Annotated in this window: 20 protein-coding genes, 2 tRNA genes and 1 pseudogene; 16 read left to right on the top strand and 7 right to left on the bottom strand. The window is 63.5% G+C overall.

The window, feature by feature from the left end; genetic code table 11:
* From HHL15_RS22475 to HHL15_RS22460, 4 genes and pseudogenes are all read left to right on the top strand, one after another.
* Positions 1–267: pseudogene (locus tag HHL15_RS22475) on the top strand (IS3-like element ISAzo10 family transposase); the annotation flags it as partial.
* 220 nt (positions 268–487) lie between these two features.
* A complete protein-coding gene (locus tag HHL15_RS22470; RefSeq protein ID WP_206198926.1) occupies positions 488–1,420 on the top strand; it encodes a TIR domain-containing protein in 933 nt (310 codons plus the stop codon).
* Positions 1,421–1,705: 285 nt separating this feature from the next.
* Entirely contained in the window at positions 1,706–2,461 is a 756-nt protein-coding gene (locus HHL15_RS22465) for an HNH endonuclease (protein WP_169148055.1), read from the top strand.
* Between the two features lie 617 nt (positions 2,462–3,078).
* Positions 3,079–3,411: a hypothetical protein gene (locus HHL15_RS22460; RefSeq protein WP_169148054.1), complete on the top strand. Its 333-nt coding sequence runs from the start codon at positions 3,079–3,081 to the stop codon at positions 3,409–3,411.
* Between the two features lie 207 nt (positions 3,412–3,618).
* Here the strand turns inward: HHL15_RS22460 and HHL15_RS22455 are convergent, their stop codons facing one another.
* Positions 3,619–4,566 (bottom strand): LysR family transcriptional regulator, encoded by a 948-nt coding sequence (locus HHL15_RS22455; protein WP_169148053.1) that lies wholly within the window; start codon positions 4,564–4,566, stop codon positions 3,619–3,621.
* 152 nt (positions 4,567–4,718) lie between these two features.
* On the opposite strand from HHL15_RS22455, the gene HHL15_RS22450 reads away from it, so the two are divergent.
* The 3 genes from HHL15_RS22450 (at position 4,719) to HHL15_RS22440 (ending at position 8,036) form a co-directional block, all read left to right on the top strand.
* Complete coding sequence (locus HHL15_RS22450) at positions 4,719–5,873, top strand: MFS transporter (RefSeq protein WP_235943611.1); 1,155 nt, start codon at positions 4,719–4,721, stop codon at positions 5,871–5,873.
* A gap of 43 nt (positions 5,874–5,916) precedes the next feature.
* Entirely contained in the window at positions 5,917–7,020 is a 1,104-nt protein-coding gene (locus HHL15_RS22445; RefSeq protein WP_169148051.1) for an amidohydrolase family protein, read from the top strand.
* Between the two features lie 149 nt (positions 7,021–7,169).
* Positions 7,170–8,036, top strand: a complete 867-nt coding sequence (locus HHL15_RS22440) for an AraC family transcriptional regulator (protein ID WP_169148050.1) — start codon at positions 7,170–7,172, stop codon at positions 8,034–8,036.
* Between the two features lie 153 nt (positions 8,037–8,189).
* Here the strand turns inward: HHL15_RS22440 and lpdA are convergent, their stop codons facing one another.
* The 4 genes from lpdA to HHL15_RS22420 form a co-directional block, all read right to left on the bottom strand.
* Entirely contained in the window at positions 8,190–9,971 is a 1,782-nt protein-coding gene (gene lpdA, locus HHL15_RS22435) for a dihydrolipoyl dehydrogenase (protein WP_169148049.1), read from the bottom strand.
* Between the two features lie 10 nt (positions 9,972–9,981).
* Positions 9,982–11,634 (bottom strand): dihydrolipoyllysine-residue acetyltransferase, encoded by a 1,653-nt coding sequence (gene aceF, locus HHL15_RS22430; RefSeq protein WP_169148048.1) that lies wholly within the window; start codon positions 11,632–11,634, stop codon positions 9,982–9,984.
* A 20-nt stretch (positions 11,635–11,654) separates the two neighbouring features.
* Entirely contained in the window at positions 11,655–14,330 is a 2,676-nt protein-coding gene (aceE, locus tag HHL15_RS22425; RefSeq protein ID WP_169148047.1) for a pyruvate dehydrogenase (acetyl-transferring), homodimeric type, read from the bottom strand.
* A gap of 387 nt (positions 14,331–14,717) precedes the next feature.
* Complete coding sequence (locus tag HHL15_RS22420) at positions 14,718–15,911, bottom strand: ABC transporter substrate-binding protein (protein WP_169148046.1); 1,194 nt, start codon at positions 15,909–15,911, stop codon at positions 14,718–14,720.
* A gap of 211 nt (positions 15,912–16,122) precedes the next feature.
* Between HHL15_RS22420 and HHL15_RS22415 the strand changes: the two genes are divergently transcribed.
* From HHL15_RS22415 to HHL15_RS22380, 8 genes are all read left to right on the top strand, one after another.
* Entirely contained in the window at positions 16,123–18,837 is a 2,715-nt protein-coding gene (locus tag HHL15_RS22415) for a PAS domain-containing sensor histidine kinase (RefSeq protein WP_169148045.1), read from the top strand.
* The gene (locus HHL15_RS22410) at positions 18,812–19,444 is read left to right on the top strand and encodes a response regulator transcription factor (protein WP_235943610.1); all 633 of its coding nucleotides are present in this window, start codon (positions 18,812–18,814) and stop codon (positions 19,442–19,444) included. The genes HHL15_RS22415 and HHL15_RS22410 overlap by 26 nt, the downstream gene beginning before the upstream one ends.
* A gap of 74 nt (positions 19,445–19,518) precedes the next feature.
* Positions 19,519–20,388 carry a bifunctional methylenetetrahydrofolate dehydrogenase/methenyltetrahydrofolate cyclohydrolase FolD gene (gene folD / locus HHL15_RS22405; protein ID WP_169148043.1) on the top strand — a complete coding sequence of 290 codons (870 nt, stop codon included), beginning with the start codon at positions 19,519–19,521 and terminating at the stop codon, positions 20,386–20,388.
* A 3-nt stretch (positions 20,389–20,391) separates the two neighbouring features.
* Positions 20,392–20,889, top strand: coding sequence for a 5-(carboxyamino)imidazole ribonucleotide mutase (purE, locus tag HHL15_RS22400; RefSeq protein ID WP_169148042.1), 498 nt, complete (start codon positions 20,392–20,394; stop codon positions 20,887–20,889).
* Positions 20,890–20,916: 27 nt separating this feature from the next.
* Positions 20,917–22,071: a 5-(carboxyamino)imidazole ribonucleotide synthase gene (locus HHL15_RS22395; RefSeq protein WP_169148041.1), complete on the top strand. Its 1,155-nt coding sequence runs from the start codon at positions 20,917–20,919 to the stop codon at positions 22,069–22,071.
* Positions 22,072–22,082: 11 nt separating this feature from the next.
* Positions 22,083–23,063, top strand: coding sequence for an L-threonylcarbamoyladenylate synthase (locus HHL15_RS22390; RefSeq protein WP_169148040.1), 981 nt, complete (start codon positions 22,083–22,085; stop codon positions 23,061–23,063).
* Positions 23,064–23,134: 71 nt separating this feature from the next.
* Positions 23,135–23,210 (top strand) — tRNA-Ala (locus HHL15_RS22385).
* A gap of 60 nt (positions 23,211–23,270) precedes the next feature.
* A tRNA-Tyr gene (locus tag HHL15_RS22380) sits at positions 23,271–23,355 on the top strand.
* Between the two features lie 114 nt (positions 23,356–23,469).
* On the opposite strand, the gene HHL15_RS22375 is transcribed toward HHL15_RS22380, so the two are convergent.
* Positions 23,470–24,171, bottom strand: a complete 702-nt coding sequence (locus tag HHL15_RS22375; protein WP_169148039.1) for an RES family NAD+ phosphorylase — start codon at positions 24,169–24,171, stop codon at positions 23,470–23,472.
* Positions 24,168–24,560 carry an MbcA/ParS/Xre antitoxin family protein gene (locus tag HHL15_RS22370; RefSeq protein WP_169148038.1) on the bottom strand — a complete coding sequence of 131 codons (393 nt, stop codon included), beginning with the start codon at positions 24,558–24,560 and terminating at the stop codon, positions 24,168–24,170. The genes HHL15_RS22375 and HHL15_RS22370 overlap by 4 nt, the downstream gene beginning before the upstream one ends.
* Before the next feature lie 231 nt (positions 24,561–24,791).
* Here HHL15_RS22370 and HHL15_RS22365 point away from each other — a divergent pair, with 231 nt between their 5' ends.
* Positions 24,792–26,357 carry a diguanylate cyclase domain-containing protein gene (locus HHL15_RS22365; protein WP_169148037.1) on the top strand — a complete coding sequence of 522 codons (1,566 nt, stop codon included), beginning with the start codon at positions 24,792–24,794 and terminating at the stop codon, positions 26,355–26,357.
* Positions 26,358–26,361: the final 4 nt, after the last annotated feature.

Raw genomic sequence — 26,361 nt, 5'->3', positions numbered from 1 at the left:
GCCGGCTTCGTCCAGTGGTACAACGTCGATCATCGTCACAGCGGTATCCGCTACGTCAGTCCGGCCCAGCGCCATGCCGGTGAGGATCAGGCGATTCTGGCTGCCAGGCATGCTCTTTACACCGAGGCTCGCGAACTCAACCCGGCGCGTTGGTCCGGCAATACGCGCAACTGGTCGCCCATTGGCGCAGTCACGCTCAACCCGGAACGTGAGTCCGTCATAAAGACGCATTTGCCTGACGTGAATACTCAACAGTTGGCTGCATGACCGAGGCGACAACTACCTTGACGCGCGCCGCAAGACAGGGCAACCTCTTCTAACGATCGCCAGAGATCTTCGGAACAGGATTGAGTTAATAAAATTCGAATCCAATCCAGAAGAAAAAATAGAAGAACTACTCAACTTAGGCGAACAGGCGCTTGATATTTCACTGAAAATAAAAAATGAAATATCCGAAAAGTCAGAAGGGAGCTTTCATATTGCACAAATGCTCGCGCACAGGGCATGCATTCTGGACAGTTTCTCGATTCAGCAGGCGCAAACTACAGAGATAAAAACCAGCTTCGAAACTGTAAAGGGAGCGATTATTGACGAGTTATCGCTGAGCTTTTACGACCTCGCAAAACTATTTTGCACTGGACAGCGCGTAAAGAAAGGCAGTCGAGCGCCGTACCTTCACGTACTAAACTGGCTGTCGCAAGAGCAGGATTGGGCAATAAATATTCGAGATGCGCTTTCACGCAACCCGAATCACAAGCAAAGTGTCGGGCAAATTATTGACCGCGGACATTTACGGGGCCACCTGAACGCAAACCCAGATCTCGAAGAGATCGTGTATTACGACGACGTATCGACAATTCTCTCCATTGAAGACCCAAAATTTTACTACTATATCAAAAATATCTCATGGAGCAATTTTGCAAGAAACATTGGATTCCCAAGCATTGAGTTCAAGTTCAAATATGACTTTGCGCTATCTTTTGCGGGCACTCAACGCGAGTTGGCCGAAGAACTATTTAAGCAACTCTCCGCCAACGAAATTACTGTATTCTACGATTTAAATGAACAGCACAGGATAATCGCAGAGAGCGTTGAGTCATACCTTTCCCCCATATATGGGAGCGAATCAAGATTTGTCGTTGCACTGCTCAGCCCTGATTATCCGCAACGGATTTGGTGCAAATTTGAGTCCGAACAATTCAAGGGGCGATTCGGAAACAACTCGGTCATTCCCATTTGGTATCCAGAGTGCTTCCCTGGGTTTTTTGATACTACATCTGGCGTCGGTGGTATGAGCGTTGATCATTCTTTGCCAATCCCTGAGCAGGCGAGGAAAATTTCCGAAACCTTGGCAAGCAAAATTGCCGAAACAAGATTTCAAGATGAACTAAAAACTCCTGCAGGTAGTGCACCAAGCTAACTGGACGGTTCAACGCGGACGCCAACGCTGGCCATGGCTTCGCCTTTTTTATGGCCAGTGTTGGTGCCCTGCGCGCTTCGCTCTCCGGCGCCGGCTAACCTTGGCGTTGAATGACAGCTTCCCTAAAAGCTCAACGGCGGCAACGGGTCGGAACTTGCCTGTCCGATGGGCTGTAGTCGGCCAGAAGCGGCCAGTCGCCATCCGATCCGAATAGCGGCCATCCGGGCGAAGCGCTGTGTTGTCGGCCTACGTTCTACATAGATCCGATCATCCTGGAGGATACGCATGGAGTTAGTAACGACGATCGACGAAATTACTGACAACTTGGTTCGCTTCGATCGGTATAGAACCAGTACCAGCTCGCAACATCGCAGCTTTTTCGCTGATCGACTACGACTTGGAAAGATTTTTGTGCACGGAATCATTGACGGGAGACATGTCTTCTGCCCAAGCCGTTTCGTCGGCTATGTAAATTGCACAGCGCAGAAGCATGTTGCATTTCCCCGAAAGAACGGTTCCATTACAACGCCGCGAATCAATCGACTTCTTGGCGAGCACTCAGCAGATGGAGCCGCTGAAGCAAAGTACCTTGAATTGTGCCGCCAGCTAAACATCCAACCTTCCGAGAAAGGCCGCACCTACTGGACTATTGGTGTCTCTGCAACGGTACCGAAAGAGATATTGGGGGGTGGGGAGTCCGGTTTCCCAGACGAGACAGAAGAGCATCTTGAAGGGGCAACCAAACAGGTAGTCGTGAACGCCTACGAACGTAATCCCAAAGCCCGCGCGGCATGCATCAAACACTACGGCGCCACATGCTCAGTCTGTCAGTTCGATTTTCGAGCCCGCTACGGTCCCATTGGCAAAGGATTCATCCATGTACATCACCTCAAACCGATAGCGAAGCAATCCGGCGAACATGCAGTCGATCCTATTGCTGATCTCAGGCCAGTTTGCCCTAACTGTCACGCGATGCTGCATATTAGCGATCCACCACTTACGATTGAGGAGCTGATCGAAATTGTGAATACCCAGCCGTGATGCCCAACCCTTCGGTCAGCCGGCCCACCCACAAGCTGCGCTTGCGAGTTACCTCCTCGCTTCGGGCTCCGTTGACCGGTTATATCCAGGATTAAGCCTCACACAATATCCATTATTGGAGTCCAGCAGCCAAGTAGGTCGGGTTAGCGCAGCGCAACCCGATATTCCCTAATTACAATCAACAAGCCATAAACCTCGGTGGTGTCATTGCCACTTTTACACGAATCATTGCCGATGTGTTTGAGCACTAGCGAGACCCATCATGTGATGTCTGGTTGCGCTATGCAAGCCAGACTTACCCCGATTCGTACCGATTAATTTGCTGGTTTTGAGCTAAAACAAATTAGATAGCCTAACCCATGTCTCCTCGAGGTCATAATCATCCGCCGTATTGCATGTGCGAATTCTGTCAGCCAAGCAAACTCTCCAAAGAGAGTCATGTTACCGCAGATCTCTTTTCGACGGAAAATACCCGCCACAGCTACACGGCTCCTATGGTCTGCTCTGCATGCGGAAACTCTGTGTTCCTCTACCAATCTAAACATGGGGGAAGAGCTATCTTTGACGAATTGGGTCCGCCATGGCCCAAGCACTCTTGCTCTGACGGAGCCAGAGCCGTGCGGCTGACAGCATCGGTAGCTGCGGATCAGTCTTTACCAACCAGACGTTACTCTTGGCAAAAGGCGGGCTGGCTGCCTATTACTGAGCTGGTCGTCGATTCTGTCGGCTCAAATCATGTTCGGTTGCAAGGTATGCACAACTCTCAGTTGCTCACGCTCTACATTCCACTCACCACAGTCGATGCTTGTACTGATCCAATAACTCAGATAGCCGACTCACCAATACACGCGAGACAGATGATCGACGGAATTTATGAACTGGCGTTTCTGACCGAAGACTTTAAACATGTGCTAACTAAAGCCTTCACTCAACCTCCTGATGCTCCGTGACATATTCATTGTCTGCCTACCCTTTGCGCTCAAGCTGACCCGCTACGGGAGGCATAGATCCCGCGTTGAACGGCTGCTTTCCTCAAGAGCTCAACGGTGACATTGGGTCGGCAGCGGACGTCCAAGCTTGCACACGTAAAGACTCGGCTCCCACCGACAATGCACCCATCACACCCGCAATAGCCACATGAGCCCTACGTGGCGGCGTCACTCTGCTCTCAGATCTCCTGCCACCGACACCCCCTCCACCCCCGGCAAATACTCCCTCATCACCTGCACAAACGCCCTCAAGCGCGCCGGGTGCAGCCGCGCCGGGGGATACACCAGCGATATCGGCAGCGATGGCGCTGTCCATTCCGGTGCCAATTGCACCAGCCGTCCTTCTTTCAGTGCTTCCGCAACCGACCATGTGGATGCGATGCAAACGCCGAGCCCGGAGAGGGCGGCGTTGCAGAGGGCGCGGAGGTGGTCGGTGGACAGGCGGGGGCGGATGTTGATGTGTCGGGTCTCTTTGCTTTGGGCGTGGTGGAGGACGACTTCGTCGCGGTAGAAGGTGTTGAGCGCGAGCCAGGGCAGGGTGGCGAGGGCGGCGGGATCTGCGGGGGCGGGGCCGCTGCCCCAGATGCCGGGGGCGGCGACGACGATGCGGGGGAGCATGGCGAGGCGGATGGCGACCAGGTTGGGGGTGTCGACGCTGCCTATTCTGATTGCGCAGTCGATGCCTTCGGCGATGAAGTCGGGCATGCGGTCGTGGAGCAGCCATTCGACGGAGACGTGGGGGTGTTGCTGGAGGAACTGGACCAGCGGGGGGATGAGTTGTTGCTGGCCGAACACCGAGGGCACGAGGACGCGCAGCTTGCCGCGGGGTTCGTCCTGCACGCCGCGCAGATCGGCCTCGATGGCCTGCCAGCGTTCCAGCAGCTCCTTGGCATGGCCGTAGCAGCGCTCGCCATCTTCGGTGAGTTTCATCACGTGGGTGGAGCGTTGCAGCAGGTGCAGGCCCATGAGCCGCTCAAGCTGCTGCAGGCGCCGGCTGATGGTGGGCTGGGTGGTGGCTTGCTGTTGTGCGGCGGCCGAAAGGCTGCCCGCTTCGACGATACGGACGAAGGTTTCGAGCAGATCGAGTCTGTCGGTGCCGTTTGAAGGTTTTTGCATGCGTTGAGCGTATAGCAGTTGTGCGTGAGGGGCTACTACAACGTGTTTCATGTATCCGGAGAATGAAGGCCTGGGTAATTTGATTCTTTTGGAGGCCTTTCATGTCATCCCCAAGCCTGACGCACCCTGCAACACACGCTCCGGCAGGCCCTATGCCCGCTTCTTTGGTCCTGTTGCTGGCGACGGGAGCCGGTCTGTCGGTGGCGTCGATCTATTACAGCCAGCCTTTGCTGGGCAATCTCGCCGGGAGCCTGCGGGTGAGCACGGCACAAGTGGGGCTGATCCCGACTTTGACGCAGCTGGGCTACGCGCTGGGCATTTTGTTCCTGGCGCCGCTGGGGGACAGGCATGATCGACGCAGGCTCATCGCCATCAAGGCGGTGGTGTTGAGCCTGGCCCTGCTGGCCTGCGGGCTGGCGCCCGGTATCGGCACGCTGATGCTGGCCAGCCTGTTTGTGGGCATCGCGGCGACCCTGGCGCAGGACATTGTGCCGGCCGCGGCCACGCTGGCGCCGGATGCGCAACGCGGGCGCATCATCGGTACGGTGATGACGGGTTTGCTGCTGGGGATTTTGTTGTCCCGCGTGGTGAGTGGTTGGGTGGCCGAGCAGTTTGACTGGCGTGCGGTCTTCGTTATGGCTGCGGTGGCGGTGGCGGCGATAGGGCTGGCGGTGTGGCGCGGCCTGCCCGGCTTCGCACCGACCACCACGCTGGGCTATGCGGCGCTGCTGAAGTCGATGGCGGGTTTGTGGCGGCGCTATCCGGCGTTGCGCCGGGCGGCTTGGGCGCAGGCTTTGCTGTCGGTGGCCTTCAGCGCGTTCTGGTCCACCCTGGCGGTGATGTTGTTCCAGCGTTACCAGATGGGTAGCGCTGCGGCCGGAGCCTTTGGCCTGGCCGGCGCAGCCGGTGCGCTTGCCGCGCCGCTGGCTGGCCGCCTGAGCGATCGCCATGGCCCGGCCTGGGTGACGCGTGCAGGCGCTGCCTTGACGGCATTGAGCTTTGCCGCGATGGCCCTTGATGCCCAGCTGCCGGAGGCCTTCCGGCTGGGTTTGCTGATCGTTGCCACGGTGGGTTTTGACTTTGGCGTGCAGGCGACGCTGGTGGCTCACCAATCCTTGATCTACAGCCTGGAGCCTGCGGCCCGCAGCCGGCTCAATGCGATTCTGCTCACCGCCATGTTCATCGGCATGGCCAGCGGCTCGGCCCTCGGCAGCCTGGCCTTTGCGCAGGGCGGTTGGCTGGCGGTGGTGGGCTTCTGCACGCTGATGGCGGGGGCGGCGTTCGGGGTGAGGTGTCGATCGGCATAACCTATATTCCCAGTGGGTCGTCATCATCGCTGGAGGGAGCGCCATGCAAGACAATGCACCGCAGATCGCGTTTGCGCCGTGTTCATGTGGGCTGGGGCCGGAGGGCCTGCACCGGCGCCGCTTTTTGGCCGGAGCGGCAGGCCTGGGAGTGGCCGGGATGTTGCCGGCGTGTACGTCGGCACCGCTTGCGGCCGGGCCGGCGGGGGATGGGCTGATCGATGTGCATCATCATCACATCCCGCCGTTTTACCTGGAGGCGTACCGGGACCGGATTGCGGGGGCGAGGGGGGGCGCGATAAGCCCGGCCTGGCTCAGTTGGTCGCCGGAGAAGGCGATCGCGGCGATGGATGCGAGCAATGTGGCAACGGCGGTGCTGTCATTGACGACGCCCGGGGTGTGGTTTGGCGACCGCGTCGCTGCGGCCCGCACGGCGCGTCAGGTAAATGAGTATGCGGCCGACCTGGGGCGCAGGTTCAAGGGGCGTTTTGGCTTGTTTGCGGCCTTGCCGCTGCCGGATCAGGAGGCGAGCCTGCGGGAGATCGAGTATTCGCTGGATGTGTTGAAGGCGGATGGCATCGGTTTGATGACCAGCTACGGGGACAAGTGGTTGGGCAACCCGGATTACGATGCGGTGTTCGCCGAATTGAACCGGCGCGGCGCGGTGGTCTTTGTGCACCCGACGGCACCGCTGTGCTGCCGGAATTTGATGCCGGATGTGGTGCCGGTGGTGGCGGAGATTCCGCAGGATACGGCCCGGGCGATCACCAATATGCTGTTCACGGGCACTTTTGTCCGTTATCGCAGGATCCGCTTCATCTTTACCCATGCGGGCGGCAATACGCCGATGATCATCGGGCGCATGAGGCAATATGGGCCGGCCAATCTTGCGGCGCTGGCGCCCCTGGGCATCGAGGGGGAGCTGCGGCGGCATCATTTTGATCTGGCGGGTACGGCCAACAGGCCGGCGGTGGCGGCGATCACGAGTATCGTGCCGGTGTCGCAGATCCTGATGGGAAGCGACAATCCCTTCGTGCCGTTGGCCGAGACGGCGCAAGACCTCACCACGCTGGGCTTGAGCCCGGCAGACCTGCGGGCCATCCGGCGCGACAATGCGCTGGCGCTGTTGCCCGGGCTGGCGGCGAGATAGGGGCTTGTGCGGGGCTGGCGCGGGGCCTGCGCTGCGGTGATGGGGCGCCGGGCCCTGGTCTGGCTGTTCCTCCGCCATGATTGAGCAATTCCGGTCAGGATCCGGCCGGCTGTATCCGCCATGATGCGCCCCGGAACTCAGGAGACATGATGGCAGATACCCGGGCACAGGCTTATGCGGCACGATTCGACAAGGTGCTGGACCATATCGAGGCGAACCTTGGCGAGGTGCTCAGCGTGGAGCGGCTGAGCCAGGTGGCCAATTTCTCCCGGTTCCATTTTCATCGGCAGTTTGCCGATTACATCGGCGTCAGCGTGGCGCGTTACATCCTGTTGTTGCGTTTGCGGCGGGCGAGTCATCAGCTCGTCTTCAGTCGGGACGTCAAGGTGATCGATATTGCGCTGGAGGCCGGTTTTGAGAATCCGGAATCGTTTTCGCGGGCCTTCCGCAATACCTTTGGTTGTACTCCGTCGGCGTTCCGGCGGAGTCCGGACTGGGAGGACTGGCATACGCGTTACCGTTTCCGCTTACCGGAAAGGAAACTGAAAGTGCAGGTCGAGATTGTCGATTTTGAATCCACCCTGGTGGCGGTGCTGGAGCACCGTGGCCCGGTGGAGGGCGTGAATGGGTCGGTGGCGGAGTTCATCGAGTGGCGCAAGGCGAGCGGGCTGTCGCCCAAGGGTAGCGTGCGGACCTTTGGCATTGCCTACGACAACCCCGATACCACCGAGCCGGCCTCGTTCCGCTTTGATATCTGCGGCGAGGTGGCGACGGAGGTGCCGGCCAACCCGCAGGGCGTGGTGACGAAGCGCCTGGCCGGTGGGCGTTGCGCGCGGGTGCGCCACCTGGGTTCGCATCAGCGCATCGGGGAGAGCATCTACCCCTTGTACCGGGACTGGCTGCCGCAGAGCGGTGAGGAGCTGCGGGATTTTCCGCTGTTCTTCCACTATGTGAACCTGTTGCCGGATACGCCGGAGGGTGAGCTGGTGACGGATGTCTATTTGCCCTTGAGGTAGATCGCGTGGGGGGCTTTGCCCGGCCTTTGTGGGCGACTGAAGTCGTCCATAAAGGCCGCCCCTCCTGCAAGTCGCCTCGGTGCATCGCGGGGCAAAAAAAACGGCGGCCAATCGGCCGCCGAAACAACGCTGCAACAGGGTTCGGTACGTTTTTTACTTCTTGCGGGCGGGGGGCACGTCGGTGCAGGAGCCGTGGGCGACTTCTGCTGCCATGCCGACCGTCTCGCCGAGGGTGGGGTGGGGGTGGATGGTCTTGCCGATATCCACTGCGTCGGCGCCCATCTCGATGGCCAGGCACACTTCGCCGATCATGTCGCCGGCGGAGGGGCCGACGATGGTGCCGCCGATGACCCGGTGGGTCTCTGCGTCGAAGATCAGCTTGGTGAAGCCGTAGTCGGCGCCGTTGGCGATGGCGCGGCCGCTGGCTGCCCACGGGAACTTGGCGGTTTCCACCTTCTTGCCTTCGGCCTTGGCCTGGGCTTCGGTGTAGCCGACCCATGCCACTTCCGGATGGGTGTAGGCGACGCCGGGGATCACGGTGGCATCAAACGCGGCCTTGTGACCTGCCGCGACTTCGGCCGCCACGTGGGCTTCATGCACCGCCTTGTGGGCGAGCATGGGCTGGCCGACCACGTCGCCGATGGCGAAGATGTGGGGCACGTTGGTGCGCATCTGGGCATCCACGGGGATGAAGCCGCGGTCGCCGACGATGACGCCGGCCTTCTCGGCGCCGATCTTCTTGCCGTTGGGCGCGCGGCCCGCAGACTGCAGGATCATGTCGTACTTGACCGGCTCCGGCGAGACGCCTTCACCTTCGAAGGTGACGTAGAGGCCGTCTTCCTTGGCCTCGACGCCGACCGTCTTGGTCTTGAGCATGATCTTGTCGAAGCGGCTGGCGTTCTGCTTTTCCCAGACCTTGACGGCGTCGCGGTCGGGGCCTTGCATCAGGCCGTCCATCATTTCCACCACGTCGACGCGGGCGCCGAGGGTGGAATAGACGGTGGCCATTTCCAGGCCGATGATGCCGCCGCCGATGACGAGCATCTTGGCCGGCACGAAGCGCAGCTCGAGCGCGCCGGTGGAGTCGACGATGCGCGGATCACGCGGGATGAAGGGCAGGTGCACCGCGGCACTGCCTGCGGCAATGATGCACTGCTTGAACTTCACCACCTTCTTGACGCCGGTCTTGTCCTGGGCGGAGCCGGTGGTTTCTTCGACTTCGATGTGGTTCGGGTCGAGGAAGCTGCCGTAGCCGCGGATGACGTCCACCTTGCGGCCCTTGGCCATGCCGGAGAGGCCGCCGGTGAGCTTGCCGACAACCTTGTCCTTGTGGGCGCGCAGGGCGTCCACGTCGACGCTGGGCTTGGCGAAACTGACACCGGCCACGGAGACGTGTTCGGCCTCTTCAACCACCGCAGCCACGTGCAGCAGGGCCTTGGACGGGATGCAGCCCACGTTGAGGCACACGCCGCCAAGGGTGGCGTAGCGCTCGATGATGGCGGTCTTGAGACCGAGATCGGCTGCGCGGAAGGCTGCGGAGTAACCGCCGGGGCCGGCACCGAGGACGACCATGTCGTACTCGACATCGGCCGCACCGCCATGGCTGGCGGCAGCCGGCGCGGCCACCGCAGCTGCTGCGGGTGCGGCTGCAGCGGCGGGTGCTGCGGCCGCTGCGGGAGCGGGGCTGGCGCCCGCGCCGTCCGCTTCGACGACGATCAGCACCTTGCCTTCGCCGACGCGGTCACCCAGGGCGACCCTGACTTCCTTGATCACGCCGGCGGCCGAGGACGGCACGTCCATGGTGGCCTTGTCGGATTCGAGGGTGGCGATGGCGTCGTCCACCTTGATGGTGTCGCCGACCTTCACGAACAGCTCGATGACGGGCACGTCGGAAAAATCGCCGATGTCCGGAACCTTGACTTCTACGAGGCTCATGGCGATCTCCTTAGAGCATGACCCGACGGAAGTCGGCCAGCAGTTGGGCGAGGTACACGTTGAAGCGGGTCGCCAGGGCGCCGTCGATGACGCGGTGGTCGGCGGTCAGCGACATGGGCAGGGTGAGGCGCGGCACAAACTGCTTGCCGTCCCACACCGGCTTCATCACCGACTTGTTGACACCCAGGATGGCCACTTCCGGTGCATTGACGATGGGCGCGAAGTAGGTGCCGCCGATGCCGCCAAGGCTGGAGATGGTGAAGCAGGCGCCGGACATGTCGGCCGGCTTGAGCTTGCCGTCACGGGCCAGCTTGGCCAGGTTGCCGGATTCTGCGGCGATCTCGAACACGCTCTTCTTGTCGGCATCCTTGATGACCGGGACGACCAGGCCATTGGGGGTGTCGGCCGCGAAGGCGATGTTGAAGTACTTCTTGTAGACCAGGTTGTCACCGTCGAGCGAGGTGTTGAACTCGGGGAATTCCTGCAGGGCGCGCACCGAGGCCTTGATGATGAAGGCGAGCATGGTGAGCTTCTTGCCGGACTTCTCGAACTCCTTGTTCATCTGGACGCGGAAGGCTTCCAGATCGGTGATGTCGGCGTCTTCGTGGTAGGTGACCGCCGGGATCATCGCCCAGTTGCGGGCGAGGTTCTGGCCGGAGATCTTCTTGATGCGGGACAGCGGCTTGACTTCGACTTCGCCGAACTTGGAGAAGTCGACCTTCGGCCACGGCAGCAGGTCGAGCCCGCCACCCAGGCTGCCGACGGCCGCGGCGGCGACGGTCTTGCCCGGCACGACGCCGGTGCTCATGGCGCCCTTGACGAAGGCGGAGACGTCGGCCTGGACGATGCGGTTCTTCGGGCCGGTGGCCTTGACCTGGGCGAGATCGACGCCGAGCTCGCGGGCAAAGGCGCGCACCGAGGGGCTGGCGTGCACCTTGCCGCCGAGGGTGACGGCGGAGGGCGCAGCGGCCGCGGCCGGTGCGGCAGCGACCGGAGCCGCTGCCGGAGCCGCGACGGGGGCGGCTGCAGCGGGGGCGGGAGCGCTGGCGGCCGGGGCGGGCGCGGCAGCTGCGCCGGCACCGGTCTCGACGCGGATCAGCACGGCGCCTTCGGACACTTTGCTGCCCAGCTGGACCAGCACTTCCTTGACGATGCCGGTGGCCGAGGACGGGACGTCCATGGTGGCCTTGTCGGATTCGAGCGTGGCGATGGCGTCTTCGGCCTTGATGCTGTCGCCGACCTTCACGAACAGCTCGATGACGGGCACGTCGGAGAAGTCGCCGATGTCCGGCACCTTCACTTCGACGATGCCACCACCGGCAGCGGCCGGGGCTGCTGCGGGAGCGGCCGGAGCCGGCGCCGGTGCGGCTGCAGCGGGCGCGGGGGCAGCCGCTGCCGGAGCAGGGGCCGCGGCGGCGGCACCAGCGGCTTCGACGCGGATCAGCACGGTGCCTTCGGCAACCTTGTCGCCGAGGTTGATCAGCACTTCCTTGACCACGCCGGCGGCCGAGGAGGGCACGTCCATGGTGGCCTTGTCGGACTCGAGGGTGGCGATGGCGTCGTCCACCTTGATGGTGTCACCGACCTTGACGAACAGTTCGATCACCGGCACCTGGTCGAAATCGCCGATGTCCGGAACCTTTACTTCGATGAGTTGGCTCATGTTTGCAGTCTCCTGGGCAATCAGACGGACATGGGGTTGGGCTTGGACGGGTCGAGCTTGTACTTGACCAGTGCGGCGGCAACCTTGTCGCGTTCGATCTTGCCTTCGTCAGCCAGCGCCTTGAGGGCGGCCAGGGTGACCCAGTGGCGATCCACTTCGAAGAAGTGGCGCAGCTTTTCGCGGGTGTCGGAGCGGCCGAAGCCGTCGGTGCCCAGCGTGACGTAGGTGTTCTTGACGTAGGGGCGGATCTGCTCGGAGAACAGGCGGATGTAGTCGGTGGCGGCAACCACCGGGCCGACGGCGCCTTCGAGCTTCTGCTCCACGTGGCTCTTGCGCGGGGCTTCGAGCGGATGCAGCAGGTTCCAGCGGGAGGCGTCCTGACCGTCGCGGGCCAGTTCGTTGAAGCTCGGGCAGCCCCAGATGTCGGCTTCGACACCCCAGTCGTTCTTGAGCAGGTCGGCGGCAGCGATGACTTCGTTGAAGATGGTGCCGGAGCCCAGCAGTTGGACGCGCAGCGCACCTTCGCCGCCCTTACGGAAGGCGTACATCCCCTTGATGATGTCGGACTCGGCACCGGCGGGCATTTCCGGGTGCTCGTAGTTCTCGTTCATCACGGTGAGGTAGTAGTAGACGTCTTCCTGCTCGGCGAACATGCGGCGCATGCCGTCCTGCACGATGACGGCGACTTCGTACTGGAAGGTCGGGTCGTAGCTGATGCAGTTGGGGATCATGTTGGCCATGACCTGGCTGTGGCCGTCCTCGTGCTGCAGGCCTTCGCCGTTCAGCGTGGTGCGGCCGGCGGTGCCACCGATCAGGAAGCCGCGGGTGCGCTGGTCGGCTGCCGCCCAGCACAGGTCCATGGTGCGCTGCATGCCGAACATCGAATAGAAGATGTAGAAGGGCACCATCTGCACGCCGTGCACGCTGTAGGCGGTGCCGGCAGCGATCCAGTCGGCCATGGCGCCGGCTTCGTTGATGCCTTCCTGCAGGACCTGGCCGGTCTGGCTTTCCTTGTAGAACATGAGCTGGTCATGGTCTTCGGGAACGTACTTCTGGCCTTCCTGGTTCCAGATGCCGTACTGGCGGAACATGCCTTCCATGCCGAAGGTGCGGGACTCGTCGGGCACGATCGGGACGATGTTCTTGCCGATCTGCTTGTCCTTGAGCAGGGTGTTCATGATGCGCACGATGGCCATCGTGGTGGACAGCTCACGGCCTTCGCCGGAAGCCTTGAGCAGGGCACCGAAGGTGTCCAGGCCCGGTACGGCCAGGGGTTCGGCCTTGCGGCGGCGCTGGGGCAGGAAGCCGCCCAGGTCGACGCGGCGCTGCATCATGTACTTGTATTCCGGGGAGTCTTCCGGGAAGCGCAGGTAGGGCAGCTCGGCCAGCTTGTCGTCGGGCACCGGGATGCCGAAGCGGTCGCGGAAGCGGCGGATCGAGTCGATGTCCAGCTTCTTCTGCTGGTGGGAGATGTTCATGGCCTCGCCGGACTGGCCCATGCCGAAGCCCTTGATGGTCTTGGCCAGGATCAGGGTCGGGGCGCCCTTGTGGTTAACGGCGGCGTTGTAGGCGGTGAAGATCTTGAAGATGTCGTGGCCGCCGCGGTTGAGGTTCCACACCTCGTCGTCGGTCCAGTCGGCCACCAGCTCGCGCAGCTCGGGCGTGTTGAAGAAGTGCTCGCGCACGTAGGCGCCGTTCTTGGCCTTGAAGGTCTGATATTCGCCGTCACAGAGTTCCATCATGCGTTTCTTCATGATGCCCTTCTTGTCACGGTTGAACAGGGCGTCCCAGTGGGTGCCCCAGATCAGCTTGATGACGTTCCAGCCGGCGCCGCGGAACTCGGCTTCGAGTTCCTGGATGATCTTGCCGTTGCCGCGCACCGGGCCGTCCAGGCGCTGCAGGTTGCAGTTGATCACGAAGATCAGGTTGTCCAGCTTCTCGCGGCCGGCCATGCCGATGGCGCCGAGGGATTCGACCTCGTCGGTCTCGCCGTCGCCCAGGAAGGCCCAGACCTTGCGCTGCTCGGCCTTGGCGGCGTCGATCAGGCCACGGCTGGCAAGGTACTTCATGAAGCGGGCGGAGTAGATCGCGCACAGGGGGCCGAGGCCCATGGACACGGTCGGGAACTGCCAGAAGTCCGGCATCAGCCAGGGGTGCGGGTAGGAGGAGATGCCCTGGCCCTCGGACTCCTGACGGAAGCTGTCCATCTGGTCGTCGGTGAGGCGGCCGAGCATGTAGGCGCGCGAATATACGCCGGGCACGGAGTGGCCCTGGAAGAAGATCAGGTCGCCGCCGGTGTCGTGGTTGATGCTCTTCCAGAAATGCGAAAAGCCCACGTCATAGAGGGCAGCGGCGGAGGCGAAGGAGGCAATGTGGCCGCCGACGTTGGTGTGCTTGTTGGCGCGCACGACCATGGCCATGGCGTTCCAGCGGATGTACGAATGGAGCTTGATCTCCATGTCCGGATCGCCCGGGTACTTGGGCTGCTGGTCGGCCGGAATGGTGTTGATGTACTGGGTGTTGGCGGAGTAGGGGATGTCGATCCCTTCCTCACGGCCAGCCTCGATCAGCTTTTCGATCAGGAAGTGGGCGCGTTCGGCACCCTCCTGCGCGACGACGCCTTCGAGAGCGTCCAGCCATTCCTTGGTTTCCTGAGCGTCGATGTCTGCCCGGGTGTTCTGCGTATTCGCGGCCATGGTCTTGTCTCCTCATGACTTGCGGGTTGTGGATGACCACCGTGGGTAACGGCGGCGGGGGGTCACTGCAAAACCTGCGTGGACCGGATCGCGGTCCTGATATTTCGCAATATAAAACCAAATCTCGTATCGTGCAATACGGGGTTCCCGCAATCTATGCGTTTCAGGTCGGTGGACGTGGCTTGGCCGACCCGGGTGTGCGACGCACGTGCAGGGGCTGAAGATGGAACGGGACGGTGCGGGGCAGAGCAGGCGCGCCGGCCCGGCCCGGGGCACGGGCCGGCGCGTTTGCGTTCGAGGGGAATGGGAAAAAAAACGGCCGGGGGCGAGGGAGGGAGGGAGAAAACCCCCGGCCGTGTGCGGAAATGTGAGTTCCGCGTTGCGGGATCATTTGGACTGCGCGTCCCGCTTTCGGTCTTCGTCATAGGCGAAGACCACTTGACTGTTGCGTACCTCTCCGATGACCGGGATGCGGGGCGTGTCGATCGCCTCGTGGTCGGTTTTGGAGAAGGGGCGATCATATACCATCACGATGCCTTCGACCTTTTCGCTGAGGGACTCCAGGGCGTCCTTGAGGCGGGGGCCGTCGGTGCTGCGGGCCTGGCGGATGGCGGTCGCCAGCAGCAGCATGGAGTCGTAACCCTGGGCGGCGGCGGGCGCCACTGGGATGCGTTCGACGCCGAAGGTCTGCCGGTACTTGTCGATGAAGGCTTTGCGTCGGGGGGTGTTGCCGTCCTGGATGAAGGTCTGGGGCATGCGCGTGCCTTCCGCATTGGGGCCGGCGTTGTCGATGAAGTTGGACATCGCCAGGGCCCAGCTGCCCATCAGTGGCACCTTCCAGCCGATGCGCACCATGCCGTTGGCCAGGTGGGCCAGTTCGGGGCCGAGCCCGTAGGTGAGGATGGCCTCGGCGCCGGCCGCCCGGGCGCGGGTTAGCTGCGGGGTCATGTCCACGTCGCGGATGTTGAAGCGCTCGATGGCCACCGGCTTGAGGCTGTGGCGTTCGAGGGCGCGCTCCAGGTCTTCCCGGCCGAGCTGGCCGTAGTTGGTGCTGTCGTGGAGGATCGCCAGCTTGCGCAGGCGACGGCGCACCACGGCCTCTTCGACGATCATCGCCGCCTGGATCGAGTCGGGGGCGGAGACGCGGAAGATGTAGTTGTCCGGGTATTGGGGCGGCAGGAACTGGCGGGTGATCACGGTGCCGGTGGCCACCGAGGTGATCATCGGGATGTGGGCCTGCTGGTAGAAGCGCTGGCTGGCCAGGGCCACGCCGGTGTTGACGATGCCCAGGCCGGCGATGACCTTTTCCTGGTTGATCAGCTCCTGTATGACTTGGGCGCCGCGCTCGGGCCGGGCTTCGTCGTCGCGCTCGATCAGCAGGATGGGGCGGCCGAGGATGCCACCGGCTTCGTTGATTTCCCGCGCTGCCAGCCGGATGCCGTCGCGCATGGCAATCCCCATGGGGTTGGAGCCGCCCGTGAAGGGGCCGGAAACGCCCACGCGGATCGGCTCGATGGCTCCGCTGCCCGCCGCGAAAAGGGTGATTGCCGCCGCTGTCGCGACGCGCAGGAGTCGAAGCAAGGTGTCTTCTCCATCAGTGGCGGGCCGCTCGTGAGTCGGCTCTCGGTCGTTCCTTCGCAATGCCGGGCCTACCCTACGCCCGCCGGGCAAACGGCGTCAATCCCGTATGAACCCGTAGGCGAGGTGCTGCGTGCCGGAAAGCCTTGATGAGGGACGAGTAAGGGTATCTCCCGATGCCGGCTGGGGGGCGACGCTAGCAGGATGGAAGCAAATGCCGAACGAAAGCTCTCTTTCCTCTCCTCGCGTCCGTGCCAATTGGTACTGGACGGTGCCTTACCTTGCTGTCCTGGTGTTTGCCCTGGTCATGCTGACCCTGGTGTGGATCCTGCAGCGCCAGGAGGGTGAGACCCAGCGCAACGCCCTGGCCCGTGACGTGCAGTGGGCGGAGCAGACCATGCGCCTGCACATGCAGGGCACTGAGGAGTTCCTCGGGCAGTTGTCCCGCGAACTGGCGGCGGGCACGCTCGATGCGGACGGCTTCCAGGTGCGGGCCAACCAGCACATCGCCAATAATCCGGAGCTGGTCAACGTGGTGTGGGTGGCTGAGCAGCGCGTCAAATGGACGGCGCCTTTCGACACCACCGACTGGCTGGTGGGAGATGCCTTGTCCGGCATCCAGGCGGTGGTGCTGAGCCGGGCCCGGGAGCTGGGGCGTCCGGTTTACGGGGACGCCTATGTGAACACCCGCAACATGTCGGTGCTGGAGGTGTATGTGCCGGTGCAGCAGGGGCGCAACCCGCTGGGCGCGGTGGTGGCGGTGTATTCGATCGAGCGCATGGTGGCCTACCTGGTGCCCAGCTGGTTCGGCGAGAAATACCGGCTGGCCTTTGTTGGCGGGCGGGGCGATGTGCTGGCGACCAATTCGGCAGCGCGCCCGCTCGACGAGAGTCTGGCCTTCTCGGTGCCTCTCGATCCGCCGGGCAACGGCCTGACCCTGGAGGCCACCGCGTATCACACCGAGAGCGACCTGCCGCGGGCGTTTCCGATCGTGGTCATCGTCGGGCTGAGCTTCTTCGTGCTGTGGAGCCTGTGGCTGCTGCGGGCGCATACCCAGCGGCGGGTGCGGGTGGAGAAGGAGCGCGACCGGCTGTTCAACCTGTCCCTCGACATGCTGGCCATCCTCGGGCTCGACGGGGTGTTCCGGCGCTGCAATCCGGCCTTCGAGCGGATCCTCGGGCATGCGCCGGATGATCTGCCGGGGCGGCCGATGATCGACTTCATCCACGCCGAGGACGTGGCGCCCACCATCGACCAGCTACGCAGCCTGGCTTCGGGCACGCCGGGGGCCTTCGAGAACCGCTGCCGCTGCAGGGATGGCAGCTACAAGTGGCTGGCGTGGAGCGTCAATTCGGTGCCGGAGGAGCGTCTGATGTATGCGGTGGCCCACGACATCACCGGACGCAAGGCGGCCGAGGAGGCGCTGCGGGCCGAGTACGCCTTCCGCAAGGCCATGGAGGAGTCCCTGATCACCGGCCTGCGGGCCATCGACCTGAGTGGCCAGATCATCTATGTGAACCCGGCCTTCTGCCGCATGACCGGCTGGTCGCGGGAGGAGCTGGTCGGGGTGAGGGCGCCTTTCCCCTATTGGCCGCTGGACAATTATGAAACCCTGCAGCACAACCTGGAGCTGACCCTGTTGGGCGAGGCGCCTGCCACCGGCTTCGAGATGAGCATCCGGCGCAAGAACGGCGAGCGGCTGGACGCGCGCTTCTACCTGTCGCCACTGATCGACGGGGAGGGCCGGCAGACCGGCTGGATGGCGTCGATCACCGACATCACCGAACCCAAGCGGGTGCGCGCCGAACTGGAGGCCGCCCACGAGCGCTTCGTGGCCATCCTCGATGGTCTCGACGCCGCGGTGTATGTGGCGGATGCCGCAACCGACGAGATCCTCTTCGCTAACCGGGCCTTCAAGAGCATCTACGGTTTTGATGCGGTGGGGCAGCGGGTGGGGATCTACGCCCTGCCGACACCACCGGACACCCTGTGGTACGACGTCGATCCGCGCCGCCTGTCGCCCGAGCAGGTGCCGCGGGAACTCTACGACGGCGAGCTGCGCAACGCCATGTCGGGCCGCTGGTATCACATCCGCGAGCGCGCGACGCGCTGGGTGGATGGTCGGGTGGTGCGCATGGCGATCGCCACCGACATCACCGACCGCAAGCGGGTCGACGAGGAGAACCGGGCCCAGCAGGAGCGCCTGCAGCGCACCTCGCGCCTGATCACCATGGGCGAGATGGCGTCGACCCTGGCTCATGAGCTCAATCAGCCCCTGGCGGCCATCGCCAATTATTCAAAGGGCTGCGTCAATCGAATGCAGTCCGGCGATTACCGGCAGGAGGACATCCTGGCCGCCATGCTCAAGGCCAGCGCCCAGGCCGAGCGGGCGGGGAAGATCATCCGCCGGGTGCGGCAGTTTGTGAAGAAGAGCGAGCCGCGCCGCCATCCGGTGTCTCTGGCGGGCATCGTGGATGATGCCATCGGCTTTGTCGAGATCGATGCCCGGCGTCATGGCGCCCAGGTGCTGAGCCAGTTGCCGGACGACCTGCCGCCGGTCTTTGCCGATGCGGTGATGGTCGAGCAGGTGGTGCTCAACCTGGTCAAGAACGGCATCGAGGCCATGGCCGAGACGCCGGCCGACGACCGTTTCGTGACCGTGTCCGCCCGCCTGGCCGAGGGGAACCGGGTGGAGGTGTCGATCGCCGATCGTGGCCATGGGCTGTCGGACGAGGCAAGGGAAAGGCTCTTTTCCCCCTTCTACACCACCAAGTCGGAGGGCATGGGGATGGGTCTGAACATCTGCCGTTCGATCGTGGAATTCCATGAAGGCCATCTTTGGGTGGACCCCAATCCGGCCGGAGGATGTATCTTCCGCTTCACCCTGCCCCTGGAGACCGCCGTTGAAACCGCAAGCCTCGACGTCTGAACAGACCGTCTATCTCGTCGATGATGACGAAGCCCTCCGCGACTCCCTGGTCTGGCTGCTTGAGTCCCAGGGCTTCCGGGTGGAGGCCTTCGCCTCCGCCGAAGATTTCCTGAAGGCCTGGCGGCCGGACTTCAACGGCTGCCTGCTGCTTGATGTGCGGATGCCCGGCCTCAGCGGGCTGGAGCTGCATGAGCGCCTGCGGGCGCGCTACTGCACGCTGCCGATCATCTTCATCACCGGCCATGGCGATGTGCCGATGGCGGTGGCGGCCCTCAAGAAGGGGGCGGTGGATTTCATCGAGAAGCCTTTCGACGATACCGAGCTGCTGCGCCTGGTCACCCAGTGCCTGGCCAAGGAGCAGGACAGCCGTGCCCGGCGCCGGCAGGACGCCGAGGTGTCGCGGCGCCTCGACCAGCTGACCCAGCGGGAGCGGGAGGTGCTCGATCTGATCATCGTCGGCAAGCTCAACAAGCAGATCGCCGACGTGCTCGGCATCAGCATCAAGACCGTGGAAGTCCATCGCGCCCGGGTCATGGAGAAGATGGCGGCCCAGTCCCTGGCCGAGCTTGTCCAGAACGTCATTGCAATCGAAAACGGCCGTAACTGAGCTTTGCCGCTGCGGGCACGGCGTGGGGCTGCAAGCCGTGGTAAACTCACGGGTTTTTCCCGAGGGGCAGCAACATGACGGCTCGCATCATCGATGGCAACGCGCTTTCCGCGAAACTGCGCGGAGAACTCGCCGCGAAGGCGGCTGAACTGACCGCCCGGGGCACCCAGCCCTGCCTCGCGGTGATCTTGGTGGGGGGCGACCCGGCCTCCGCTGTTTACGTGCGCAACAAGGTGGCGGGCTGCGAGAAAGCCGGCATCAAGTCGCTCAAGTTCGAGTATGCGCAGGATGCTTCGCCCGCCGATGTGCTGGGCAGGATCGCCGAGCTGAACGCCGATCCGTCGGTGCATGGCATTCTGGTGCAGTTGCCGCTGCCGAAACACTTCGATGAAAAGGCCGTGCTGGAAGCGATCTCCGTCGAGAAGGACGTGGACGGCTTTCACGCCGAGAACGTCGGGCGCCTGTCCCAGGGGCAGGAAGCCTTCGTGCCCTGCACGCCGAACGGCGTCATGGAAATGCTCAAGAGCATCGAGGCTCCCCTGCGTGGCGCCGAGGCCGTGGTGATCGGCCGTTCCAACATCGTCGGCAAGCCCATGGCCATGCTGCTCACGGCGGCGGGCGCCACCGTGACCGTCTGCCACTCCGGCACCCGTGACCTCAATTTCCACACCCGCCGCGCCGACATCCTGGTGGCCGCCATCGGCAAGCCGAAGTTCGTCACCGGCGACATGGTCCGCCCGGGCGCCATCGTCATTGACGTGGGTATCAACCGCCTGTCGAGCGGCCCCGATGCGGGCAAGCTGTGCGGCGACGTGGATTTCGAATCCGCCAAGGAAGTGGCGGGTGCCATCACTCCGGTGCCCGGCGGCGTCGGCCCCATGACCATCACCATGCTGCTTGCCAATACCGTTGAGTCGGCAACCCGCGCTGCCCGGAAGGCCTGAATCATGAGCGAGCAACAACCCGTCATCGGCATTGTCATGGGGTCTAACTCCGACTGGCCCACCATGCAGGCTGCGGCCAGGGTGCTGAAGGATTTCGGCGTGCCCTTCGAGGCCCGCGTGGTGTCGGCGCACCGTACCCCCGACCTGATGTTCGAGTACGCCGAGCAGGCCCGTGGACGCGGCCTGCGCGCCATCATCGCCGGTGCCGGCGGGGCCGCCCATCTACCGGGCATGATCGCCGCCAAGACCACCGTGCCGGTGCTGGGCGTGCCGGTCCAGTCCAAGGCGCTGTCCGGCAAGGACTCCCTGCTGTCGATCGTGCAGATGCCCAAGGGCATCCCGGTGGCCACCTTTGCCATCGGCGAGGCCGGTGCCGCCAATGCGGGCCTGTTCGCCGTGGCCCTGCTGGCCGGCACCGATGCCGCTCTGGCCGAGAGGCTCGAGACCTTCCGCGCTGAGCAGACCGCCAGCGTGCTGGCCATGACCCTCGATCCGGTCTGAACCCACTGATTCTGCAGGACTGAAGCGATGATTCTCCCGCCCGCTACCCTCGGCATGCTCGGCGGCGGCCAGCTTGGCCGCTTCTTCGTCGCCGCAGCCCACGAAATGGGCTTCAAGGTCTGGGTGCTCGATCCAGACCCCCACAGCCCGGCCGGCCTCATCGCCGATCGTCACCTGCAGGCGGGCTACGAGGATTTTGCTGCGCTGGATGCGATGGCTGAGGCGTGTGCCGCGGTCACCACCGAGTTCGAGAACGTGCCGGCTGCCACCCTGGACTACCTGGCCAAGTTCATTCCGGTCCGCCCCGGCGCTCCGGCCGTGGCGGTGTGCCAGAACCGCATCGTTGAAAAGTCCTTCCTGCGCGACAACGGCCTGCCGCATGGCCCGTTTGCGGTCATCCAGTCGGAGGCCGACATTGCCGCCGCAGATGCCAGCCTCTATCCGGCCATCCTCAAGGTGGCCCGCTTCGGCTACGACGGCAAGGGCCAGGCCCGTGTCGCCAATGTGGCCGAGGCCCTGCATGCCTTCCGTCAGTTCAAGGGCGAGCCTTGCGTGCTGGAGCAGATGCTGAGCCTCGACTACGAGGTGTCGGTGGTGTTGGCCCGTGACGAGAGCGGCAAGGTGAAGTGTTTCCCGGCGGTGGAGAACCAGCATAGCCGCGGCATCCTCGATGTGTCCATCGCGCCGGCGCGCACCTCGGCCTGCCAGCGCGATGCGGCCCAGGAGTACGCCGAGCGGATCGCCGAGCGGCTGGGCTTCATCGGCACCCTGGCGGTCGAGTTCTTTGTGAGCCGGGGGCAGCTTTATGTTAATGAGATGGCGCCGCGTCCCCACAACAGCGGTCACCACACCATCGATGCCTGCGCGGTCAGCCAGTACGACCAGCAGGTCCGTGCCCTGTGCGGCATCCCGCTGGGCGAGCCGCGCCAGCACAGCGCCTCGGTGATGGTGAACCTGCTCGGCGAGCTGTGGTTCGAGGGCGGCGACCCCCATGGCCGCTACCGCGAGCCGGACTGGTCGGTGTTGCATGCGGTGCCGGGCCTGCGCCTGCATCTGTATGCCAAGCACCATGCCCGCCATGGTCGCAAGATGGGGCACTTCACGGTGGTTGGTGAAGACCCCGCTGAGGTGCTGGCCAAGGCCATGGCGGCGCGCGCGGCCATCGGCATCCGCGACGAGTAAAGAAGCCAGGGATGAACGACATCCAGCGCGCGGTTGCGCTTCTGCGCCAGGGTGAACTGGTGGCGCTGCCCACCGAGACCGTCTATGGCCTGGGGGCCGATGCGCTCAACCCTGCTGCGGTGGCAAAGATATTCGCAGCCAAGGGGCGTCCGTCCGACCATCCGCTGATCGTGCATCTGTCTGATGCCGAACGGCTGCTCGACTGGGCGAGGGACGTGCCGCGCGAGGCGATCGCCCTGGCCCGGGCTTTCTGGCCGGGTCCGCTGACCCTCATCCTGCGCAAGGAAGAGGGGGTCCCCGATCTGGTCACCGGCGGGCAGGATACCGTTGGTCTACGGGTGCCGAACCATCCTGTCGCGCTGGAGCTGCTGCGTGCCTTCGGTGGGGGGGTGGCGGCCCCGTCCGCCAACCGCTTCGGCCGGATCAGCCCGACGACGGCCGAGCATGTGCGCCAGGAGCTGGGCGACAGGGTGCCGCTGATCCTCGAAGGGGGTGCCTGCCAGGTCGGCCTGGAGTCCACCATCCTCGATCTGTCTCGGGATGTGCCGGTGATCCTGCGCCCCGGGGCTATTGGCGTTGATGAGATCGCCCGGGTGATCGGCCGGCGCCCGCGTCTGCGGGATGAAATGGAGCAGGCCGTGGGGCGGGGCGCTGTGCCGAGGGTGTCCGGCTCGCTGGCGGCCCACTATGCGCCGCGCACTCCGCTCGAATTGTTGCCGCTTGACGGGATCGTCCCCCGGTTGCGCGACGGCGATGTGGTGCTGGCTCGGAGCGCGGCGCCTGCCGGCCTGGGGGCTGGTGTCCTTTGGGTGGTGGCGCAGACCGACCCTGCGGCTTATGGTCACGATCTCTATGCCCGCCTGCGGGAGCTCGACGAATCGCCCAGCCGGCGCATCCTCGTCGAGGAGCCGCCTGTCACGCCGGAGTGGGCCGCGGTCGCCGATCGCCTCGGGCGTGCGGCGGTGGGCTCGGGGGAAGACGACGAAACCTGAAGGCCTCTGGGTATTCGAAGCATTCGGGCTTTGCATCCAAAAAAAACGCCGCTATAATGCGCGGCTTACGTGGGCCGATAGCTCAGCTGGGAGAGCGCCGCGTTCGCAATGCGGAGGTCGTGAGTTCGATCCTCATTCGGTCCACCAATCAATTTGTAAAAGTGCCAGCAGTTTGTGTGTTGGCACTTTTAATCTGCAGTACCCCGTGGAGGGGTTCCCGAGCGGTCAAAGGGATCAGACTGTAAATCTGACGGCACTGCCTTCGAAGGTTCGAATCCTTCCCCCTCCACCATCCTTTCCTGTTTTCCCTGAATTGCGTTTTCTGCGCGAGGCTCAATGCCTTGCCGTAGCGTTCGCGTGTATGCGCGTGGCTGGTGCCATCCGGAGTTGCGTAGGCAGCCCTTGGTCATGGAAGGCGCATCCAGGTTGAGTCAGGCTCCCGCTCCACCCTCACGCCGCCGTCTGCGGTGGTTACGTAAGTCAGCAGGCAGGCTTGTCTGGGTGACGATAAAACCCCGGGGTTGAGGATGGCATAGACATCCCCGTTGCAGCGGGCGGATCGGGTGACCAGGCCGGGGTGTCCTTCCCGCTGCAGTTTTGTGCCTATCTGGTGGGTGAGCGTGTAGTCGTCGGGATCGAGCAGTGCGGCTTCGTGGGTAATGGCCGGACGCAGGTCCACCAGGGCCGCATCGCAGCGGACCCGGTAGACCTTTCTTTCCAGGCGGATGTCGGGGCGCTGGAAGCCGGCGTCGGCGAGCAGGCCGGTACGCCAGTGATGCACGGTCTCGTGGATGCTGGTCTCCACGCTGTCTGCGCCATACCAGACGCCGAAGCTGCCGTCCGAGTAGCGGCTGAGCATCCAGTGCGTGAAGGGGTAGCGGACAGCCTCGTTCCAGGCGGCTTCCTCGAAGGGGCGCTGGATCACGGGTTGTGGGGACGCGAACAGGCGGGGTTTGGTGGTCAGTTCCAGAGCGACGGCGGCATCGCGCTCCGCGGGATTGTCGCTGAGGTCGTCGAAGAGATCCTGCGAGATGCGCAGGGAGACGATGTTGCGCATCAGGTCGGTGTGGGTATCAGCGAGCCCCACGTGCTCGAAGACCTGTTTCATTGGCCGCGCGCCCGGTCGAGATAGGCCAGAACCATCAGCAGTCCGGCGAAGCCGAATTCCCGGATCACCTCGATCGGGCTGCGGTTTTCAAAGGCCAGGTTGCGGGTCTTGATCCAGCGGTAGGCGAGGTCCCGGTCGTGGGGGAAGAGCAGGCGCAGGTTCTTGTGGATGCCCAGCAGGTGTCCGGCGCGCTCCAGGGTGTCCCGGCTGCCGGAAATAGCTTCGCCGCGCCGGTAGCGGGCCAGCACGGCCCGATTGCTGATGGCGAATCCAAGCGCGTCGAGTTGTTCTTCGGTGCTGAGTTGCCAGTGGTCGAAGAGCTTCATCAGCATGCTGGCAATTGCCTTGCGGTCAATGGCTTCGCCGGGCTGGGCCGGGGCTGTGAGCATGGTCTTTTCCTTTTGAGGTTTGTTTTCATTGTAACTCTATTTGTTTTCTTTGAAACTCACTCAACGGCGCCTGGGCAGGTGGTGTCGCGGTGCCATGGTCGGGCTTTGCCATCCAGATTCCGGCGGGATGGCCGATAAGGCCTGCATGCATGAGTTTCGTGACTTTTTGTGTCCATATTCGATGGAGCTTGCCTGCAGGTCTGCAGGGGCTTGAGGTCGATGATGCGTCGGATGAGCGTCTGCAGGTGCTCGATGGCCGTGTGGCGTGGCTTGGCCGGGATGCTGTTGTGTCTAGTGGCTTCCGTGGTGTGCGCCGGACAGGTCTATCGGGTTGGGGTCACATCCTTTCGTGACAAGGCGGTCACACTCGAGGAGTGGGGGCCGACCATGGCCTTCCTGTCGGCGCAGATTGCCGATGCCCGCTTCGAGGTGGTGCCGCTGACCCTTCCGGAGTTCGAGGCTGCGCTGGCTCGCCGGGAGCTGGATTTCGTGCTGACCAATCCCCAGCACTACATCGTCGTGGAGGTGCGCTTCGGTGTGTCGCGCGTGGCGACGCTGGTCAAGCGGGAGAACGGAAAGGTGGTCAAGCAGTTTGGCGGGCTTGTCTTTGCCCGCAGTGATCGCCATGACATCCGGGGCCTGGAGGACATCAAGGGGCGCCGGATTGCTGCGGTTGACCGGACGTCCTTTGCGGGCTTTCTGCTCCAGTACGACCTGCTGATGCGGGCCGGCGTGGATATTGAGCAGGATTGCAAGCTGGATTTCCTGGGCTTTCCGCAGGATCTCGTGGTCAATGCGGTTCTGGAGCGACGCGCGGACGTGGGTTTCGTAAGGACCGGGGTGCTGGAGGCAATGGCTCGGGAGGGAAAGATCGATCTGTCCCGCCTCTCGGTCATCAATGCGGTTCCCACGCCGGATTTTCCTTTCCTGATCAGTACCGAGCTTTACCCTGAATGGCCGTTGGCGGCTGCGCCGCACGTGTCCATCGACATCACCAACAAGGTTGTGGCGGCCCTTCTGCTGATGCCACCCGACGGGCCGGCCGCCCGCAGCGCCCGCTACCATCGTTGGTCGACGCCGCTGGAGTATCAGCGGGTGCAAGCACTGATGCGTCGGCACGGGGTGTATCCCTACGATCAGAGAGAGCCCATCCCGTTGGCGGATGTCCTGCGGGCTTACTCGGTCCCCATCCTTGCCGGGGTGCTGGTCTTGTCCCTGGTGCTGGTGGTGCTGTATGTCCGGACCCGTCGCCTCAATGTCGCGTTGAAGCGTTCGCGGGAGAAGCTCAGTGAGATGGCCCACAGCGACGCGTTGACGGGGCTGCCCAACCGGAACCTGCTCGACGACCGACTGGCCTTCATGCTTGCCAAGGCGCAACGCAGTGGAATGCGTATCGCCGTGTGCCTGCTTGATCTGGACGGCTTCAAGCCGATCAATGATCGCTGGGGCCACCAGGTTGGGGATGCGGTGCTGCGTGAGGTGGCCGGGCGCCTGAGCGCCGCCCTGAGGGATGGCGATACCGTGGCACGCTGGGGTGGGGACGAGTTCGTGCTTCTGCTGGAGGGCGCTGCCGCTGACTGGCAATTGTTCGAGATCATGAAGCGGGTGCTGGCCGCGATCGCCCTGGATCTGGACTTGTGCCCCGGCTGTCGGGTGACTGCCAGCATCGGCGTGAGCCTTTTTCCCTCGGATGCTGAGGATGCCGGGCAGCTGCTCCTGCATGCCGATCAGGCGATGTATGAAGCCAAGAAGGAAGGGGGCGACCGCTTCGTGGTGTATTCGCCGGCGGGCGGCTAGCCGT

The organism is Zoogloea dura, assembly GCF_012927165.1.
GTDB lineage: Bacteria > Pseudomonadota > Gammaproteobacteria > Burkholderiales > Rhodocyclaceae > Zoogloea > Zoogloea dura.
Note: the sequence above shows the minus strand (reverse complement) of the source record. Positions and strands in the feature narration are given on the sequence as shown.